This is a genomic window from Chryseobacterium sp. CS2K3, assembly GCF_059515185.1.
Genome location: NZ_JCAKRW010000001.1, coordinates 54,365 through 67,706, shown reverse-complemented (window position 1 = coordinate 67,706; position 13,342 = coordinate 54,365). Strand labels below are relative to the sequence as shown.

25 protein-coding genes are annotated in these 13,342 nt (G+C 35.8%); 24 read left to right on the top strand and 1 reads right to left on the bottom strand.

The features are described from left to right. From rplV to rplQ, 23 genes are all read left to right on the top strand, one after another. On the top strand, positions 1 to 399 hold the full coding sequence (rplV, locus tag AC5YGG_RS00360; protein WP_029297778.1) for a 50S ribosomal protein L22: 399 nt from the start codon (positions 1 to 3) through the stop codon (positions 397 to 399). 7 nt (positions 400 to 406) lie between these two features. Continuing rightward, complete coding sequence (gene rpsC / locus AC5YGG_RS00355; protein WP_034694675.1) at positions 407 to 1,156, top strand: 30S ribosomal protein S3; 750 nt, start codon at positions 407 to 409, stop codon at positions 1,154 to 1,156. 98 nt (positions 1,157 to 1,254) lie between these two features. Next, positions 1,255 to 1,680: a 50S ribosomal protein L16 gene (gene rplP / locus AC5YGG_RS00350; RefSeq protein WP_002983219.1), complete on the top strand. Its 426-nt coding sequence runs from the start codon at positions 1,255 to 1,257 to the stop codon at positions 1,678 to 1,680. A gap of 12 nt (positions 1,681 to 1,692) precedes the next feature. After that, complete coding sequence (rpmC, locus tag AC5YGG_RS00345; RefSeq protein ID WP_027381309.1) at positions 1,693 to 1,878, top strand: 50S ribosomal protein L29; 186 nt, start codon at positions 1,693 to 1,695, stop codon at positions 1,876 to 1,878. Between the two features lie 12 nt (positions 1,879 to 1,890). After that, complete coding sequence (rpsQ, locus tag AC5YGG_RS00340; RefSeq protein WP_027387210.1) at positions 1,891 to 2,145, top strand: 30S ribosomal protein S17; 255 nt, start codon at positions 1,891 to 1,893, stop codon at positions 2,143 to 2,145. 2 nt (positions 2,146 to 2,147) lie between these two features. Continuing rightward, on the top strand, positions 2,148 to 2,516 hold the full coding sequence (gene rplN / locus AC5YGG_RS00335) for a 50S ribosomal protein L14 (RefSeq protein ID WP_002983226.1): 369 nt from the start codon (positions 2,148 to 2,150) through the stop codon (positions 2,514 to 2,516). Positions 2,517 to 2,536: 20 nt separating this feature from the next. Continuing rightward, on the top strand, positions 2,537 to 2,863 hold the full coding sequence (gene rplX / locus AC5YGG_RS00330) for a 50S ribosomal protein L24 (protein WP_496142450.1): 327 nt from the start codon (positions 2,537 to 2,539) through the stop codon (positions 2,861 to 2,863). Between the two features lie 13 nt (positions 2,864 to 2,876). Further along, a complete protein-coding gene (rplE, locus tag AC5YGG_RS00325; RefSeq protein WP_034694682.1) occupies positions 2,877 to 3,428 on the top strand; it encodes a 50S ribosomal protein L5 in 552 nt (183 codons plus the stop codon). A gap of 3 nt (positions 3,429 to 3,431) precedes the next feature. Further along, positions 3,432 to 3,701: a 30S ribosomal protein S14 gene (gene rpsN / locus AC5YGG_RS00320; RefSeq protein WP_002983233.1), complete on the top strand. Its 270-nt coding sequence runs from the start codon at positions 3,432 to 3,434 to the stop codon at positions 3,699 to 3,701. Between the two features lie 146 nt (positions 3,702 to 3,847). Then, positions 3,848 to 4,246, top strand: a complete 399-nt coding sequence (gene rpsH, locus AC5YGG_RS00315; protein WP_002983236.1) for a 30S ribosomal protein S8 — start codon at positions 3,848 to 3,850, stop codon at positions 4,244 to 4,246. 17 nt (positions 4,247 to 4,263) lie between these two features. Continuing rightward, positions 4,264 to 4,809: a 50S ribosomal protein L6 gene (gene rplF, locus AC5YGG_RS00310; RefSeq protein WP_438559708.1), complete on the top strand. Its 546-nt coding sequence runs from the start codon at positions 4,264 to 4,266 to the stop codon at positions 4,807 to 4,809. 15 nt (positions 4,810 to 4,824) lie between these two features. Then, positions 4,825 to 5,178 carry a 50S ribosomal protein L18 gene (gene rplR / locus AC5YGG_RS00305; protein WP_496142449.1) on the top strand — a complete coding sequence of 118 codons (354 nt, stop codon included), beginning with the start codon at positions 4,825 to 4,827 and terminating at the stop codon, positions 5,176 to 5,178. A gap of 19 nt (positions 5,179 to 5,197) precedes the next feature. Next, the gene (gene rpsE, locus AC5YGG_RS00300; protein WP_042721505.1) at positions 5,198 to 5,719 is read left to right on the top strand and encodes a 30S ribosomal protein S5; all 522 of its coding nucleotides are present in this window, start codon (positions 5,198 to 5,200) and stop codon (positions 5,717 to 5,719) included. A 10-nt stretch (positions 5,720 to 5,729) separates the two neighbouring features. Next, entirely contained in the window at positions 5,730 to 5,906 is a 177-nt protein-coding gene (rpmD, locus tag AC5YGG_RS00295) for a 50S ribosomal protein L30 (RefSeq protein ID WP_027371710.1), read from the top strand. Between the two features lie 21 nt (positions 5,907 to 5,927). Further along, entirely contained in the window at positions 5,928 to 6,377 is a 450-nt protein-coding gene (gene rplO / locus AC5YGG_RS00290) for a 50S ribosomal protein L15 (RefSeq protein WP_103246800.1), read from the top strand. A gap of 9 nt (positions 6,378 to 6,386) precedes the next feature. After that, entirely contained in the window at positions 6,387 to 7,766 is a 1,380-nt protein-coding gene (gene secY, locus AC5YGG_RS00285) for a preprotein translocase subunit SecY (RefSeq protein WP_065395924.1), read from the top strand. Between the two features lie 3 nt (positions 7,767 to 7,769). After that, positions 7,770 to 7,985: a translation initiation factor IF-1 gene (gene infA, locus AC5YGG_RS00280; protein ID WP_034684855.1), complete on the top strand. Its 216-nt coding sequence runs from the start codon at positions 7,770 to 7,772 to the stop codon at positions 7,983 to 7,985. Positions 7,986 to 8,047: 62 nt separating this feature from the next. After that, positions 8,048 to 8,164 carry a 50S ribosomal protein L36 gene (gene rpmJ / locus AC5YGG_RS00275; RefSeq protein ID WP_007839480.1) on the top strand — a complete coding sequence of 39 codons (117 nt, stop codon included), beginning with the start codon at positions 8,048 to 8,050 and terminating at the stop codon, positions 8,162 to 8,164. A 9-nt stretch (positions 8,165 to 8,173) separates the two neighbouring features. Beyond that, on the top strand, positions 8,174 to 8,551 hold the full coding sequence (gene rpsM, locus AC5YGG_RS00270; RefSeq protein WP_002983260.1) for a 30S ribosomal protein S13: 378 nt from the start codon (positions 8,174 to 8,176) through the stop codon (positions 8,549 to 8,551). Positions 8,552 to 8,563: 12 nt separating this feature from the next. Continuing rightward, entirely contained in the window at positions 8,564 to 8,953 is a 390-nt protein-coding gene (gene rpsK / locus AC5YGG_RS00265) for a 30S ribosomal protein S11 (RefSeq protein WP_034694697.1), read from the top strand. Positions 8,954 to 8,972: 19 nt separating this feature from the next. After that, positions 8,973 to 9,581: a 30S ribosomal protein S4 gene (gene rpsD / locus AC5YGG_RS00260; protein ID WP_045491111.1), complete on the top strand. Its 609-nt coding sequence runs from the start codon at positions 8,973 to 8,975 to the stop codon at positions 9,579 to 9,581. 33 nt (positions 9,582 to 9,614) lie between these two features. Continuing rightward, complete coding sequence (locus AC5YGG_RS00255) at positions 9,615 to 10,610, top strand: DNA-directed RNA polymerase subunit alpha (protein WP_027371705.1); 996 nt, start codon at positions 9,615 to 9,617, stop codon at positions 10,608 to 10,610. Between the two features lie 6 nt (positions 10,611 to 10,616). Next, positions 10,617 to 11,138 carry a 50S ribosomal protein L17 gene (gene rplQ / locus AC5YGG_RS00250; protein WP_496142448.1) on the top strand — a complete coding sequence of 174 codons (522 nt, stop codon included), beginning with the start codon at positions 10,617 to 10,619 and terminating at the stop codon, positions 11,136 to 11,138. Positions 11,139 to 11,314: 176 nt separating this feature from the next. On the opposite strand, the gene AC5YGG_RS00245 is transcribed toward rplQ, so the two are convergent. After that, entirely contained in the window at positions 11,315 to 11,749 is a 435-nt protein-coding gene (locus AC5YGG_RS00245; protein ID WP_496142447.1) for a hypothetical protein, read from the bottom strand. 280 nt (positions 11,750 to 12,029) lie between these two features. On the opposite strand from AC5YGG_RS00245, the gene eno reads away from it, so the two are divergent. Continuing rightward, entirely contained in the window at positions 12,030 to 13,322 is a 1,293-nt protein-coding gene (gene eno / locus AC5YGG_RS00240; RefSeq protein WP_160139492.1) for a phosphopyruvate hydratase, read from the top strand. Positions 13,323 to 13,342: the final 20 nt, after the last annotated feature.

Below are 13,342 nucleotides of genomic sequence, written 5' to 3'. Positions count from 1 at the left end.
ATGGGATCAAGAAAACAAGATAGTTCAATCGCAAGAAAAGAAGCTAACAAAGACGTTGTAAAAGCTTCATTAAATAATTGCCCGTCTTCTCCAAGAAAAATGAGATTAGTTGCTGATATCATTAGAGGAGAGCAGGTAGACAAAGCACTTTACATCCTTAAATATTCTAAGAAAGAAGCTTCTAACAAGTTAGAGAAATTACTTCTTTCAGCTATTGCTAACTGGCAAGTGAAAAACGAAGGAGCTGACATCGAGGAAGCAAACCTTATCGTTAAAGAAATATTCGTGGATAGTGCAAGACAATTAAAGAGACTAAGACCAGCTCCACAAGGTAGAGGGTATAGAATCAGAAAGAGATCTAACCACGTTACATTAATCTTAGGTAATAAAGAAAATTAATCAAGGTATGGGACAGAAGACAAATCCAATTGGTAATAGATTAGGTATCATCAGAGGATGGGATTCTAACTGGTTTGGTGGAAACGATTATGGAGACAGAATCGCTGAAGACTACAAAATCAGAAGATACCTTGAGGCTAGATTATCTAAAGGTGGTATTTCAAAAATCTATATTGAAAGAACACTTAAATTAGTAACAGTTACAATCACTACTGCTAGACCGGGATTAATCATCGGTAAAGGAGGTCAGGAAGTTGATAAATTGAAAGAAGAATTGAAGAAACTTACAGGTAAGGATATTCAAATCAACATCTTCGAAATCAAAAGACCTGAATTAGATGCTGTATTAGTTGCTGATAGTATTTCTAAGCAAATTGAAAACAGAATTTCTTACAGAAGAGCTGTTAAAATGGCAATGGCAAGTACTATGAGAATGGGTGCTGAAGGTATCAAAGTTCAAATCTCTGGTAGATTGAACGGAGCTGAAATGGCAAGATCAGAATCTTTCAAAGAAGGAAGAATTCCATTGTCAACTTTCAGAGCTGATATCGATTATCACTGGGCAGAAGCTCACACTACTTACGGTAGACTAGGAGTAAAAGTTTGGATCATGAAAGGTGAAGTTTACGGTAAAAGAGAACTTTCTCCACTAGTGGGACAACAGAAAAAAGGAGGTCAGTCAGACAGAGGAAACAGAGGAGGAGACAGAGACAACAGAAGACCTAGAAAAAACAACAACAATAACAATAATAATTAAAATTTTAGATTAGAAATTTTGAATTTTAAATTACCGTTACTTTTTTAAAATTAAAAAAAATCTAAAATCTAAAATCTAAAATCTAAAATTTAGAGATTATGTTACAACCAAAAAGAACCAAATTCCGTAGAGTTCACAAGATGAAGATGAAGGGGAATGCCCAAAGAGGTAGTCAACTTGCTTACGGAACTTTTGGGATCAAAGCAACAGAAGGTGCTTGGATCACTGCAAGACAAATTGAAGCTGCTCGTATTGCTGCGACAAGATATATGAAGAGAGAAGGTCAACTATGGATCAAAATCTTCCCAGATAAGCCAATTACTAAGAAACCAGCGGAAGTACGTATGGGTAAAGGTAAAGGTGCTGTTGAATACTGGGTAGCTGTAGTAAAGCCAGGTAAAATTATGTTCGAAGTAGGTGGAGTTCCTTACGAAGTTGCGAAAGAAGCTCTTAGACTTGCTGCACAAAAATTACCAGTAGTTACTAAATTCATCGTTGCTAACGATTTTGTTAAACCTCTTTAATCTTTGAATACAATGAAAAAAGCTGATATTAAAAATTTAAGCGCGGGTGATATTCAAGCTCAATTAACTGAAGCAAAAGCTCAATATTCTAAATTGAAATTGGCTCATGCAATCAGCCCAATTGAAAACCCGATTCAAATCAGAGATTTGAGAAAAACAATCGCTAGACTAAATACTGAGTTAACTAACAAACAATAATTTCATTTTACAATGGATAGAAATTTAAGAAAAGAAAGAATCGGAGTGGTTTCCAGCAATAAAATGGAAAAAACTATTGTTGTTAGCGAAACTACAAGAGTAAAGCACCCGATGTACGGTAAATTCGTTCTAAAAACGAAAAAATATACTGCACACGACGAGAACAACGAATGCACAGAAGGTGATACAGTTCTTATCCAAGAAACTAGACCTATGAGCAAGAGCAAGAGATGGAGATTAGTAAGAATCATTGAAAAAGCTAAGTAATAATGTTACAAACAGAATCAAGATTAAAAGTTGCTGATAACACAGGTGCTAAAGAAGTACTAGTTATTAGAGTTCTGGGAGGAACCAGAAGAAGATATGCTTCAGTTGGTGATAAAATCGTTGTTACGATCAAAGATTCTACACCATCAGGAAACGCTAAAAAAGGTCAGGTATCTAAAGCTGTAGTAGTAAGAACTAAAAAGGCAGTAAGAAGAAAAGATGGTTCATACATCAAATTCGACGATAATGCTTGTGTATTACTAAACGCAGCGGGAGAAATGAGAGGAACTCGTGTTTTCGGACCAGTTGCTCGTGAGTTGAGAGACAAAGAATATATGAAAATCATTTCATTAGCTCCTGAAGTACTTTAATATTTAAAATTTTAAAAAAAATGTCAAAGTTAAAAATAAAAAGAGGAGATAACGTAATCATTACTACTGGAAAGAAAGAAATTAAAGGTAAGACTGGTGAAGTTATTGAAGTGATCAAGAAAGAAGGAAGAGACCCTAGAGTAATTGTTGCGGGACTTAACATCATCAAAAAGCACGTTAAGCCTTCAGCTTCTAACCCTCAAGGAGGAATCGTTGAAAAAGAAGCTTCTATTCATATCTCAAACGTAGCTTTAGTTGGTAAAGACGGAAAAGCTATCAAAATCGGTTACAAAATCGAAGGAGATAAGAAAGTAAGAATCAACAAAAAAACGGGTGAAACTTTATAATTTTAAATAACACATGGAATATATAGCAAGACCCAAAAAAGCATATAAAGAGACAATTGTTCCTGCAATGATGGAAGAATTCGGGTACAAGTCAGTAATGCAAGTACCTAAATTAGAGAAAATCGTTGTATCACAAGGTTTAGGTGATGCTACTGCAGACAAAAAAATCATTGATTATGCTGTAGAAGAGCTTACAAATATCACTGGTCAAAAGGCTGTTGGTACGATCTCTAAGAAAGACGAAGCTGCTTTCAAATTGAGAAAAGGTATGCCTGTAGGTGCTAAAGTTACTTTAAGAGGAAATCAAATGTATGAATTCTTAGACAGACTTACTGCTTCTGCTTTACCACGTATCAGAGATTTCTCTGGAATCAAAGCTGATGGTTTCGACGGTAGAGGTAACTATAACTTAGGTATTACTGAGCAGATTATCTTCCCTGAAATCGTAATCGACAAAGTGAAAAAAATCCAAGGGATGGACATCACTTTCGTTACAACTGCGAAGACAGATAAAGAAGCTAAAGCATTATTAACTCACTTCGGTTTACCATTTAAAAAGAACTAAGAAATGGCTAAAGAATCAATGAAAGCGCGTGAGCGCAAAAGAGAAGCACTAGTTGCTAAATACGCTGCTAAAAGACAAGCTCTTAAAGAAGCTGGTGATTACGAAGGACTTCAAAAATTGCCTAAAAATGCTTCTCCTGTAAGATTACACAACAGATGTAAACTAACAGGTAGACCAAGAGGATACATGAGAACGTTTGGTATTTCCAGAGTAACTTTCAGAGAAATGGCTAACAACGGTCTTATCCCAGGTGTAAGAAAAGCTAGTTGGTAATAATTACTAATTAAAAATCGGAACAATTAAGTTGTTCAGATACTAAAGATAAAAATATCAGACCGAAGATTTCTGACGTCTGATATTTTACTCTTCAAGTCTTTGCAAAACTGATTGTTCTTTAACCAATAATTTATAAAAGAAAAATGGTAACAGATCCAATTTCAGATTTCCTAACAAGAGTAAGGAACGCACAAAGCGCAGGCCACAAAGTGGTGGAAATTCCTGCATCGAAAATCAAAAAGGAGATTACTAAGATCTTATTTGATCAAGGGTATATCTTAAACTACAAGTTTGAAGATAACGCTGTTCAAGGAGTGATCAAAATCGCTTTAAAGTACGATAAGCAAACTAACAAACCTGCTATTAAGTCTATTCAAAGAGCTTCAAGACCAGGTTTAAGACAGTACAAAGGTTCAGCTGAGCTTCCAAGAGTACTAAACGGTTTGGGTATTTCTATCATCTCTACTTCTAAAGGAGTAATGACTGACAAGAAAGCTAGAGAAGAAAAAGTAGGCGGTGAAGTAATCTGCTATGTTTATTAATTTTTAATCAGAGGAAAATGTCAAGAATTGGTAAAGCAATTATAACAATTCCAGCTGGAGTTACAATCACTGAAAACGAAGGTGTAGTAACTGTAAAAGGAGCAAAAGGAGAACTTTCTCAAGAGCTTACAGCAGGAATTACTATAGAACAAAAAGATGGTGAACTTAACGTAAACAGACCATCTGATTCTAAGCAACACAAAGCGCTTCACGGTTTATACAGAGCGTTAATCAACAACATGATTGTTGGTGTAAGTGCAGGTTTCGAAAAGAAACTTGAACTAGTAGGGGTAGGATATAGAGCTTCACACGCAGGTCAAAAACTTGAGTTAGCTTTAGGATTCTCTCACGGTATCGTATTAGAACTTCCAAACGAAGTAAAAGTAGATACATTGACTGAAAAAGGTAAAAACCCAATTATTACTTTAACGTCTCACGACAACCAACTTCTAGGGATGGTAGCTGCAAAGATCCGTTCTTTCAGAAAACCTGAGCCTTACAAAGGAAAAGGTGTAAGATTCGTAGGAGAAATTGTTAGACGTAAAGCTGGTAAATCTGCTTAATAAATTATAAGTATTATGGCATTAAGTAAATTAGAAAAAAGAATAAGAATCAAAAGAAGAGTAAGAGGGAAAATCTCTGGATCTTCTGAATTGCCAAGATTATCTGTATACAAAAGTAATAAGGAAATTTACGCTCAGTTAATCGACGATAAAAGTGGTAAAACTTTAGCATCAGCTTCTTCTAGAGAGAAAGGTGTAGACGCTAAAGGTACTAAGACTGAAATTTCTGCTGCTGTTGGTAAAGCTATCGCTGCTAAAGCTGTTGCTGCAGGAATCGAAAATATTGTATTTGACAGAAACGGTTTCGTATATCACGGTAGAGTAAAAGCTCTAGCTGATGGTGCGAGAGAAGGTGGACTTAAATTCTAATCATTAAATTTCGGAAAATATGTTAGGACTAGATAATATAGAAAGAGTAAAACCGGGAGGATTAGAATTAAAAGATCGTCTCGTAGCTGTTAACAGAGTAACAAAAGTAACTAAAGGAGGTAGAGCTTTCGGATTTTCTGCTATTGTTGTAGTAGGTAACGAAGAAGGTGTTATCGGTTTTGGTTTAGGAAAATCTAAAGAGGTTGCTTCTGCAATTGCTAAAGCAGTTGAAGACGCTAAGAAAAACCTTGTTAAAGTTCCGGTAATGAACCACACTATTCCTCACCAAACTACTGCTAGATACGGTGGTGCAGATATCTTCTTAAGACCTGCTTCTCACGGTACAGGACTTATCGCAGGTGGTGCGGTAAGAGCAGTATTGGAATCAGCTGGTATTCACGATATCCTTTCAAAATCTAAAGGATCTTCTAACCCTCACAACGTGGTGAAAGCTACTTTCAAAGCGTTATTAGATATCAGAAGACCTGAAGAGATTGCTAGAATGAGAGGAGTTTCTCTAAGTAAAGTGTTTAACGGTTAATAATAAAACAATGGCAACAATTAAAGTAAAGCAAGTAAGAAGCGCTATTGGTAGAACAAAAACCCAAAAGAGAACGCTTGAAGCATTAGGATTAAAAAAACTTCACCAAGTTGTAGAACACGAAGCTACTCCTTCCATCTTAGGAATGATAGCTGCTGTAGGTCACTTACTAGAAGTTCAAAAATAATTTTATAAAAGAGAAATTAAAATGAATTTAAATAACATACAACCAGCTGCAGGATCTACTTTCAACTCAAAGAGAATTGGTAGAGGTCAAGGTACTGGAAAAGGAGGTACTTCAACAAAAGGGCACAAAGGTCAGAAAGCTAGAGCTGGTTATTCTCAGAAGATCGGTTTCGAAGGTGGACAGATGCCTTTACAAAGAAGACTACCTAAATTCGGATTCAAAAACGTAAACAGAAAAGAGTTTAGAGGAGTGAACCTTGATACTATCCAAACTTTAATCGAGAACAAATCCATCACTGGAGATATCACGAAAGAAGTTTTAGTAGCAAACGGTATCGTTTCTAAAAACGAATTAGTGAAAATTATGGGTAGAGGAGAATTGAAATCTGCGGTTTCAATCTCTGCTGACAAATTCACTAAATCTGCTGAAGAGCTTATTGCTAAAGCAGGTGGAAAAGCAATTACCTTATAATACTTACTAATGAAAGAATTTATACAAACACTTAAAAATATTTGGAGTCTTAAAGAGCTTAGAGATAAAATTCTCTTTACTTTAGGAATTATCCTTGTGTATAGATTCGCATCTTATATCTCACTTCCGGCAATTAATCTTGCAGAGGTGGGAGATCTCTTAGAGCATTATAAAAATCAAGGCGGTAACAAGCAAGGAGCAGGTCTCCTTGGCTTGCTTTCGTCGTTTACGGGGGGAGCTTTCAGCCACGCTTCCGTAATGGCGTTAGGAATCATGCCTTATATTTCTGCTTCTATTATTGTTCAGTTGATGGGGATGGCTATTCCTTATCTTCAGAAGCTTCAGAAAGATGGAGAGTCAGGTAGAAATACATTGAACCAAATTACAAGATGGTTAACGATCGGGGTTTGTCTGGTACAGGCACCTTCTTACTTAACTTCTATTACTCAATTATTCTTACCGTATGCTCAGTTCCAGTCTGCATATTATGTAGAGCCAAATTCAATCATGTTCTGGTTACCAAGTATTGTTATTCTTGTTGCCGGTTCAGTATTTGCAATGTGGCTTGGTGAAAAGATTACCGATAAAGGAATCGGAAATGGTATCTCTATCCTTATTATGGTGGGGATCCTTTCAAGATTACCTGAGGCATTCGTACAGGAGATGGCCGTGCAGAACGGAAAAGGAGGAATGGGATCTATCATGATCCTTATTGAAGTATTATTCTGGATGTTGGTAGTTCTTTTAGCAGTAATCCTATCGGTAGCTGTTAGAAAAATTCCAATTCAGTATGTAAGCAGAGCTCAAGCGAGAGGAGGTGTAAACAAAAATCTTATGCAGGGCGCAAGACAATGGATTCCATTGAAAGTAAATGCTGCTGGTGTAATGCCGATTATCTTTGCTCAAGCATTGATGTTCGTACCAGGATTATTAACAAAATTCGATGAGTCTAACACTTTTCTTGCAGGTTTCAAGAACGTTTTTAGCTGGCAGTACAATGTATTGTTTGCACTATTAATTATTATCTTCTCATTTTTCTATACTGCAATTACAATTCCGGTAAACCAGATGGCTGATGATTTAAAGAGAAATGGAGGTTTAGTACCGAAAGTAAGACCCGGAAAAGAGACAGCAGATTATTTAGATGATATTTTATCAAAAATTACCTTGCCAGGTGCAATTTTTTTATCTATCTTTGCAGTCCTTCCAGCAATTGTGCATGGAAGCTTTGTTCAGACAGATGCGTTCGCCCTATTTTTCGGGGGAACGTCACTATTAATTATGGTGGGTGTAATTTTAGATACAGTTCAACAGATTAATACATATCTGCTGAACCATCATTATGATGGCTTAATGCAGTCTAAACTGTCTAGAACGACTGGATATTAATTTATGGCAAAACAAAAACATATTGAACAAGACGGCGTTATAACGGAAGCACTTTCGAACGCTCAGTTCCGCGTAGAACTTGAAAATGGGCATATTCTTATTGCTCATATTTCTGGTAAAATGCGAATGCACTATATTAAACTTTTACCTGGTGATAAGGTAAAACTAGAAATGTCTCCCTATGATTTAACAAAAGGGAGGATCACATTTAGATATTAAAACAATTAGCCAAATGGGATACTCATTCCATTTGGCATTTGTAAAAAATAAATACTATCAAAATGAAAGTAAGAGCATCAATTAAAAAAAGAAGCGCTGATTGCAAAATCGTACGCAGAAAAGGTGTACTATTCGTAATCAACAAGAAGAACCCAAAATTTAAACAAAGACAAGGTTAACATTAAATTATGGCGAGAATTGCAGGTATTGATTTACCAAAAAACAAAAGAGGTGTTATCGGTTTAACTTACATCTATGGAGTAGGAAGAAGTACTTCTTCTGAAATCCTTAAAGCTGCCGGTATCAGCGAAGACAAGAAAGTCAACGAATGGAATGACGATGAATTGGCTGCAATCAGAACATATATCTCTGAAAACGTAAAAGTAGAAGGAGAATTGAGATCTGAAGTGCAATTGAACATCAAGAGATTGATGGACATAGGATGCCAACGAGGAATACGTCACAGACTTGGATTACCTTTAAGAGGCCAGAGAACGAAAAACAACTCTAGAACACGTAAAGGGAAGAGAAAAACTGTTGCTAACAAGAAAAAAGCTAGTAAATAATCGTTAGGAATTATGGCAAAACAAACTAAAGTAGTTAAGAAAAGAAAAGTAAAAGTTGAAGCTATTGGTGAAGCTCATATTCAGGCTTCTTTCAATAACATCATCATTTCTTTAACAAATAAAAACGGAGAGGTTATCTCTTGGGCTTCTGCCGGTAAAATGGGATTCAGAGGTTCTAAAAAGAATACTCCATTTGCTGCTCAGATGGCAGCTGAAAATTGCTCTGCTGTAGCTCACGAAGCTGGTTTAAGAAGAGTAAAGGTGTTTGTGAAAGGTCCAGGTGCAGGTAGAGAATCTGCGATCAGATCTATCCACAATTCAGGAATTGAAGTTTCAGAAATCGTTGACGTGACTCCTATGCCACACAACGGATGTAGACCACCAAAAAGAAGAAGAGTTTAATTTTTAGAATTTACCCATTATGGCAAGATATATTGGACCTAAAACTAAGATTGCTAGAAAGTTTGGTGCTGCAATCTACGGAGATGATAAAAACTTCGAAAAAAGAAAGAACCAACCGCCAGGACAACACGGTCCTAACAAAAGAAGAGGTGCTAAAAAATCAGAATACGCAGTTCAGTTAGCTGAAAAACAAAAAGCTAAATATACTTACGGTATTTTAGAAAGACAGTTTGCAAACTTATTTGAAAAAGCACACAGAAGTAAAGGTGTAACAGGTGAAGTTCTATTACAACTTTGTGAATCAAGATTGGATAACGTAGTTTACAGATTAGGTTTTGCTAAAACTAGATCTGGAGCTAGACAATTAGTTTCTCACAGACACATCACTGTGAACGGAGAAATTCTTAATATCCCTTCTTACTTGGTAAAAGCTGGTGATGTAATCGCTGTAAGAGAAAAGTCTAAGTCTCTTGAAGTTGTTACCAATGCATTGGCTTCTAAGTCAAACTATGAGTGGTTACAATTCAACGATGAGAAGAAAGAAGGTACCTTCATTTCTGCTCCTGAAAGAATCCAAATTCCGGAAGACATCAAGGAGAACCTTATCGTCGAACTTTACTCTAAATAATTTTTTAATCAAATTTTTGCTCAACCCAATAATATGGCAATTTTACAATTCATAAAACCCGATAAAGTAATTTTACTTAACTCTGATGAATTTAAAGGTCAATTCGAATTCAGACCTTTAGAACCAGGTTTCGGGCTTACAATCGGTAATGCTTTGAGAAGAGTGTTGCTTTCTTCTCTTGAAGGATACGCTATTTCATCTATCAAAATAGAAGGTGTAGAGCACGAATTTTCAACTATTCCAGGAGTAATCGAAGACGTTACCGAAATTATTCTTAACCTAAAGCAGGTAAGATTAAAAGCTGCAGCAGAAGGACAGGCTAATGAGCAGGTTGTTGCTAAAGTTTCAGGTCAAACGATTATTACTGCTGGAGATTTAGGAAAGTCGATCAACGGATTTGAGGTGTTAAACCCGGATTTAGTGATTTGTAACCTAAACAGTGATGTAACTTTCGAAATTACTTTCAATATTGAAAAAGGTAGAGGATATGTTCCTTCAGAACAGAATAAGTCAAACAATGCACCTGTAGGTACTATTGCTATTGACTCTATTTTCACGCCGATCAAGAAAGTACAATACAGCATTGAAAATTATCGTGTAGAGCAAAAAACAGACTACGAAAAACTTGTATTAGATATAGAAACTGACGGGTCTATCAGCCCTCAGAATGCTTTAACAGAAGCTTCTAAGATATTAATTTATCACTTCATGTTGTTCTCTGATGAGAGAATCACTCTTGAAACTGAAGCTGTAAAAGCATCTATCCAATATGATGAAGAAACTCTTCATACAAGACAATTACTTAAGTCTAAATTAGCAGATATGGATCTTTCTGTAAGAGCCCTTAACTGTCTAAAAGCAGCTGAAGTAGAAACTCTTGGAGAATTAGTTTCTTACAGTAAGTCTGATTTGATGAAATTCAGAAATTTTGGTAAAAAATCTTTGACAGAACTAGAAGAATTAGTGCATTCAAAAGGTCTTAACTTCGGTTTCGACGTTGCAAAATATAAGTTAGACGCTGATAAATAATTAATAATGAGACACGGTAAAAAATTCAATCACTTAGGAAGAACAGCTTCTCACAGAAGTGCTTTACTTTCTAATATGGCTTGTTCTCTAATTGAGCATAAAAGAATCAACACTACTGTAGCTAAAGCTAAAGCTTTAAGAGTATATGTTGAGCCTCTATTAACAAAAGCAAAAGAAGATACTACACACAATAGAAGAGTAGTATTCTCTTACCTTCAAAATAAATTTGCGGTTGCTGAATTATTCAGAACTGTAGCTCCTAAAATCGCTGAAAGAAACGGTGGTTATACAAGAATCATCAAGACAGGATTCAGACCAGGTGATGCTGCTGATACTGCTCTTATCGAATTAGTAGATTTCAACGAGCTTTACAACCCTAATGCTGAAGAGAAAAAGACTACAAGAAGAAGCAGAAGATCAACTGCTGCACCTAAAAAAGCTGAAGCAGTAGTTGCTGATGCTCCTGCAGTAGAAGAGAAAGTAGAAGAAGCTAAAGCTGATACTACTGAAGAAAAAACTGAAGAATAATATTCATTCAGATATAAATAGAAAACCATCCGGAATCCGGATGGTTTTTTTATGTCTTTTTATTACGTTTTTTTGGAAATTAACGCCATCAAGCATTCAATCGTAAATATCCTTCAGCTTATCTTGAATTCACAAATGTTATAAAAAAACGTCCAAATCATTGGACGTTTTTTATTCTATATTTTTGTTCTTTTCAGTTCAATAATATTATTACCCTGCTCGAGATGTAAGCTGTCTCCTTTTACTCTTGCTGTCATATCATCCTTCTTATAGATGGTTTCTTCTCCTTTGGTTTCAGTTTTAGGAAGAGTAAATGTTTTCTTGTTGCTGGTAATAGCTACTGTACTTTCTTTCGGATCATTCTTAAATATTACTTTTACTAATGTTCCGTCAGTTGCTTTATATACAAAATCCGTTTTTTCAGTTTTTTGTCCGTTCACATCTATTGTTGATGAACTTTGCGTTACTGAATCAATTTTTCCATTGTTATCTGTAACTAATGTTTCTGAACTGTCTGTTTTGATTACGCTTTTGTTTCCGCTTTCACTTTTCTTGCAGCTTGTAAGAAGTAATGCAGATGCCGAAACTGCTATTAAAAGTCCTTTTTTCATAATGGTTATTTTTTATGTGTAGAATATATTCTTTTCTTCCGCTAATGAAGATCTTAATGATTTTAATCCAATCAAAAAGCAAACCAATAGCTTCGATTTTAACTCTGAAAATTACGTAAAAGTATGCGAACTCTGTTTTTTTTTATTTCAAATTTTAAACCAGCTAGAATTTATAAAATTAACTAAAATTTAACTCAGATTTTGTGGTAAAAGATCGTCCCGAAATACCACCCAAAAGTTTATTTTTGATTAAATTTGTCTAAACTAAAAAAAATAAAAAATGAGTGCAATTTCTTACATAGAAGCAAGACAAATTTTAGATTCCAGAGGTAATCCTACCATTGAAGTGGATGTATTTACAGAAAACGGTGCTATGGGTCGTGCAGCTGTTCCTTCAGGAGCATCTACAGGAGAACATGAGGCTGTAGAATTACGTGACGGAGGTTCAGAATACCAGGGAAAAGGAGTTTTGAAAGCTGTTGAAAATGTAAAAGAAGTAATTGCAGAGAATTTAGTTGGACAGCCGGTTTTTGAACAAAACTATATCGATCAGATCATGATTGATCTTGATGGAACTCCTAACAAAGGAAATCTAGGTGCTAATGCAATTCTTGGTGTTTCTTTAGCAGTAGCAAGAGCTGCAGCTGCAGAATTGGGAATGCCTCTATATAAATATGTAGGTGGTGTAAATGCAAATACTCTTCCTGTTCCAATGATGAATGTAATCAACGGTGGTTCACACTCTGATGCGCCTATCGCATTCCAGGAATTTATGATCATGCCGGTAAAAGCAGATTCTTTCTCTCATGCATTAAGAAAAGGAACTGAAATTTTCCACAACCTGAAATCTATCCTTAAAGGAAGAGGTCTTTCTACAGCTGTAGGGGATGAAGGTGGTTTTGCTCCAACTTTCAACGGAACTGAAGATGCTTTGGATACTCTACTTCAGGCTATCGAAAAAGCAGGATATAAGCCTGGTGATGACATCATGTTGGCATTAGACTGTGCGGCTTCAGAATTCTACAAAGACGGAACTTACGATTATAGAAAATTCGAAGGTGATAAAGGAGCTCACAGATCAAGAGAAGAGCAGGTTTCTTACCTTGCTGAATTAGCTGCTAAATATCCAATCATTTCTATCGAAGACGGTATGCAGGAAGATGACTGGGAAGGATGGAAAATGCTGACTGATAAAATCGGTGACAGAGTACAGTTGGTGGGTGATGATTTATTTGTAACAAATGTGGACAGATTATCAAGAGGAGTAAAAGAAGGTATTGCCAACTCAATCCTTGTAAAAGTAAACCAAATTGGTTCTCTTTCTGAAACAATGGCTGCTGTACAAATGGCTCAGAACAACAAGTTCACTTCAGTAATGTCTCACAGATCAGGAGAAACAGAAGATTCTACTATTGCTGATTTAGCAGTAGCAATGAACTGCGGACAAATCAAAACTGGTTCTGCTTCAAGATCAGACAGAATGGCGAAATATAACCAACTATTGAGAATTGAAGAAGCACTTGGTGAAACTGCAATTTTCCCTGGATTAGAAGCATTCAAAATTAAAAGATAATCGAATTTATAAATAACGGC

What these genes read in the sequence shown, in the direction of transcription:
- rplV (WP_029297778.1), top strand. Translation starts at nt 1, where the DNA reads ATGGGATCAAGAAAACAAGATAGTTCAATCGCAAGAAAAGAAGCTAAC.
- rpsC (WP_034694675.1), top strand. Translation starts at nt 407, where the DNA reads ATGGGACAGAAGACAAATCCAATTGGTAATAGATTAGGTATCATCAGA.
- rplP (WP_002983219.1), top strand. Translation starts at nt 1,255, where the DNA reads ATGTTACAACCAAAAAGAACCAAATTCCGTAGAGTTCACAAGATGAAG.
- rpmC (WP_027381309.1), top strand. Translation starts at nt 1,693, where the DNA reads ATGAAAAAAGCTGATATTAAAAATTTAAGCGCGGGTGATATTCAAGCT.
- rpsQ (WP_027387210.1), top strand. Translation starts at nt 1,891, where the DNA reads ATGGATAGAAATTTAAGAAAAGAAAGAATCGGAGTGGTTTCCAGCAAT.
- rplN (WP_002983226.1), top strand. Translation starts at nt 2,148, where the DNA reads ATGTTACAAACAGAATCAAGATTAAAAGTTGCTGATAACACAGGTGCT.
- rplX (WP_496142450.1), top strand. Translation starts at nt 2,537, where the DNA reads ATGTCAAAGTTAAAAATAAAAAGAGGAGATAACGTAATCATTACTACT.
- rplE (WP_034694682.1), top strand. Translation starts at nt 2,877, where the DNA reads ATGGAATATATAGCAAGACCCAAAAAAGCATATAAAGAGACAATTGTT.
- rpsN (WP_002983233.1), top strand. Translation starts at nt 3,432, where the DNA reads ATGGCTAAAGAATCAATGAAAGCGCGTGAGCGCAAAAGAGAAGCACTA.
- rpsH (WP_002983236.1), top strand. Translation starts at nt 3,848, where the DNA reads ATGGTAACAGATCCAATTTCAGATTTCCTAACAAGAGTAAGGAACGCA.
- rplF (WP_438559708.1), top strand. Translation starts at nt 4,264, where the DNA reads ATGTCAAGAATTGGTAAAGCAATTATAACAATTCCAGCTGGAGTTACA.
- rplR (WP_496142449.1), top strand. Translation starts at nt 4,825, where the DNA reads ATGGCATTAAGTAAATTAGAAAAAAGAATAAGAATCAAAAGAAGAGTA.
- rpsE (WP_042721505.1), top strand. Translation starts at nt 5,198, where the DNA reads ATGTTAGGACTAGATAATATAGAAAGAGTAAAACCGGGAGGATTAGAA.
- rpmD (WP_027371710.1), top strand. Translation starts at nt 5,730, where the DNA reads ATGGCAACAATTAAAGTAAAGCAAGTAAGAAGCGCTATTGGTAGAACA.
- rplO (WP_103246800.1), top strand. Translation starts at nt 5,928, where the DNA reads ATGAATTTAAATAACATACAACCAGCTGCAGGATCTACTTTCAACTCA.
- secY (WP_065395924.1), top strand. Translation starts at nt 6,387, where the DNA reads ATGAAAGAATTTATACAAACACTTAAAAATATTTGGAGTCTTAAAGAG.
- infA (WP_034684855.1), top strand. Translation starts at nt 7,770, where the DNA reads ATGGCAAAACAAAAACATATTGAACAAGACGGCGTTATAACGGAAGCA.
- rpmJ (WP_007839480.1), top strand. Translation starts at nt 8,048, where the DNA reads ATGAAAGTAAGAGCATCAATTAAAAAAAGAAGCGCTGATTGCAAAATC.
- rpsM (WP_002983260.1), top strand. Translation starts at nt 8,174, where the DNA reads ATGGCGAGAATTGCAGGTATTGATTTACCAAAAAACAAAAGAGGTGTT.
- rpsK (WP_034694697.1), top strand. Translation starts at nt 8,564, where the DNA reads ATGGCAAAACAAACTAAAGTAGTTAAGAAAAGAAAAGTAAAAGTTGAA.
- rpsD (WP_045491111.1), top strand. Translation starts at nt 8,973, where the DNA reads ATGGCAAGATATATTGGACCTAAAACTAAGATTGCTAGAAAGTTTGGT.
- AC5YGG_RS00255 (WP_027371705.1), top strand. Translation starts at nt 9,615, where the DNA reads ATGGCAATTTTACAATTCATAAAACCCGATAAAGTAATTTTACTTAAC.
- rplQ (WP_496142448.1), top strand. Translation starts at nt 10,617, where the DNA reads ATGAGACACGGTAAAAAATTCAATCACTTAGGAAGAACAGCTTCTCAC.
- AC5YGG_RS00245 (WP_496142447.1), bottom strand. Translation starts at nt 11,749, where the DNA reads ATGAAAAAAGGACTTTTAATAGCAGTTTCGGCATCTGCATTACTTCTT.
- eno (WP_160139492.1), top strand. Translation starts at nt 12,030, where the DNA reads ATGAGTGCAATTTCTTACATAGAAGCAAGACAAATTTTAGATTCCAGA.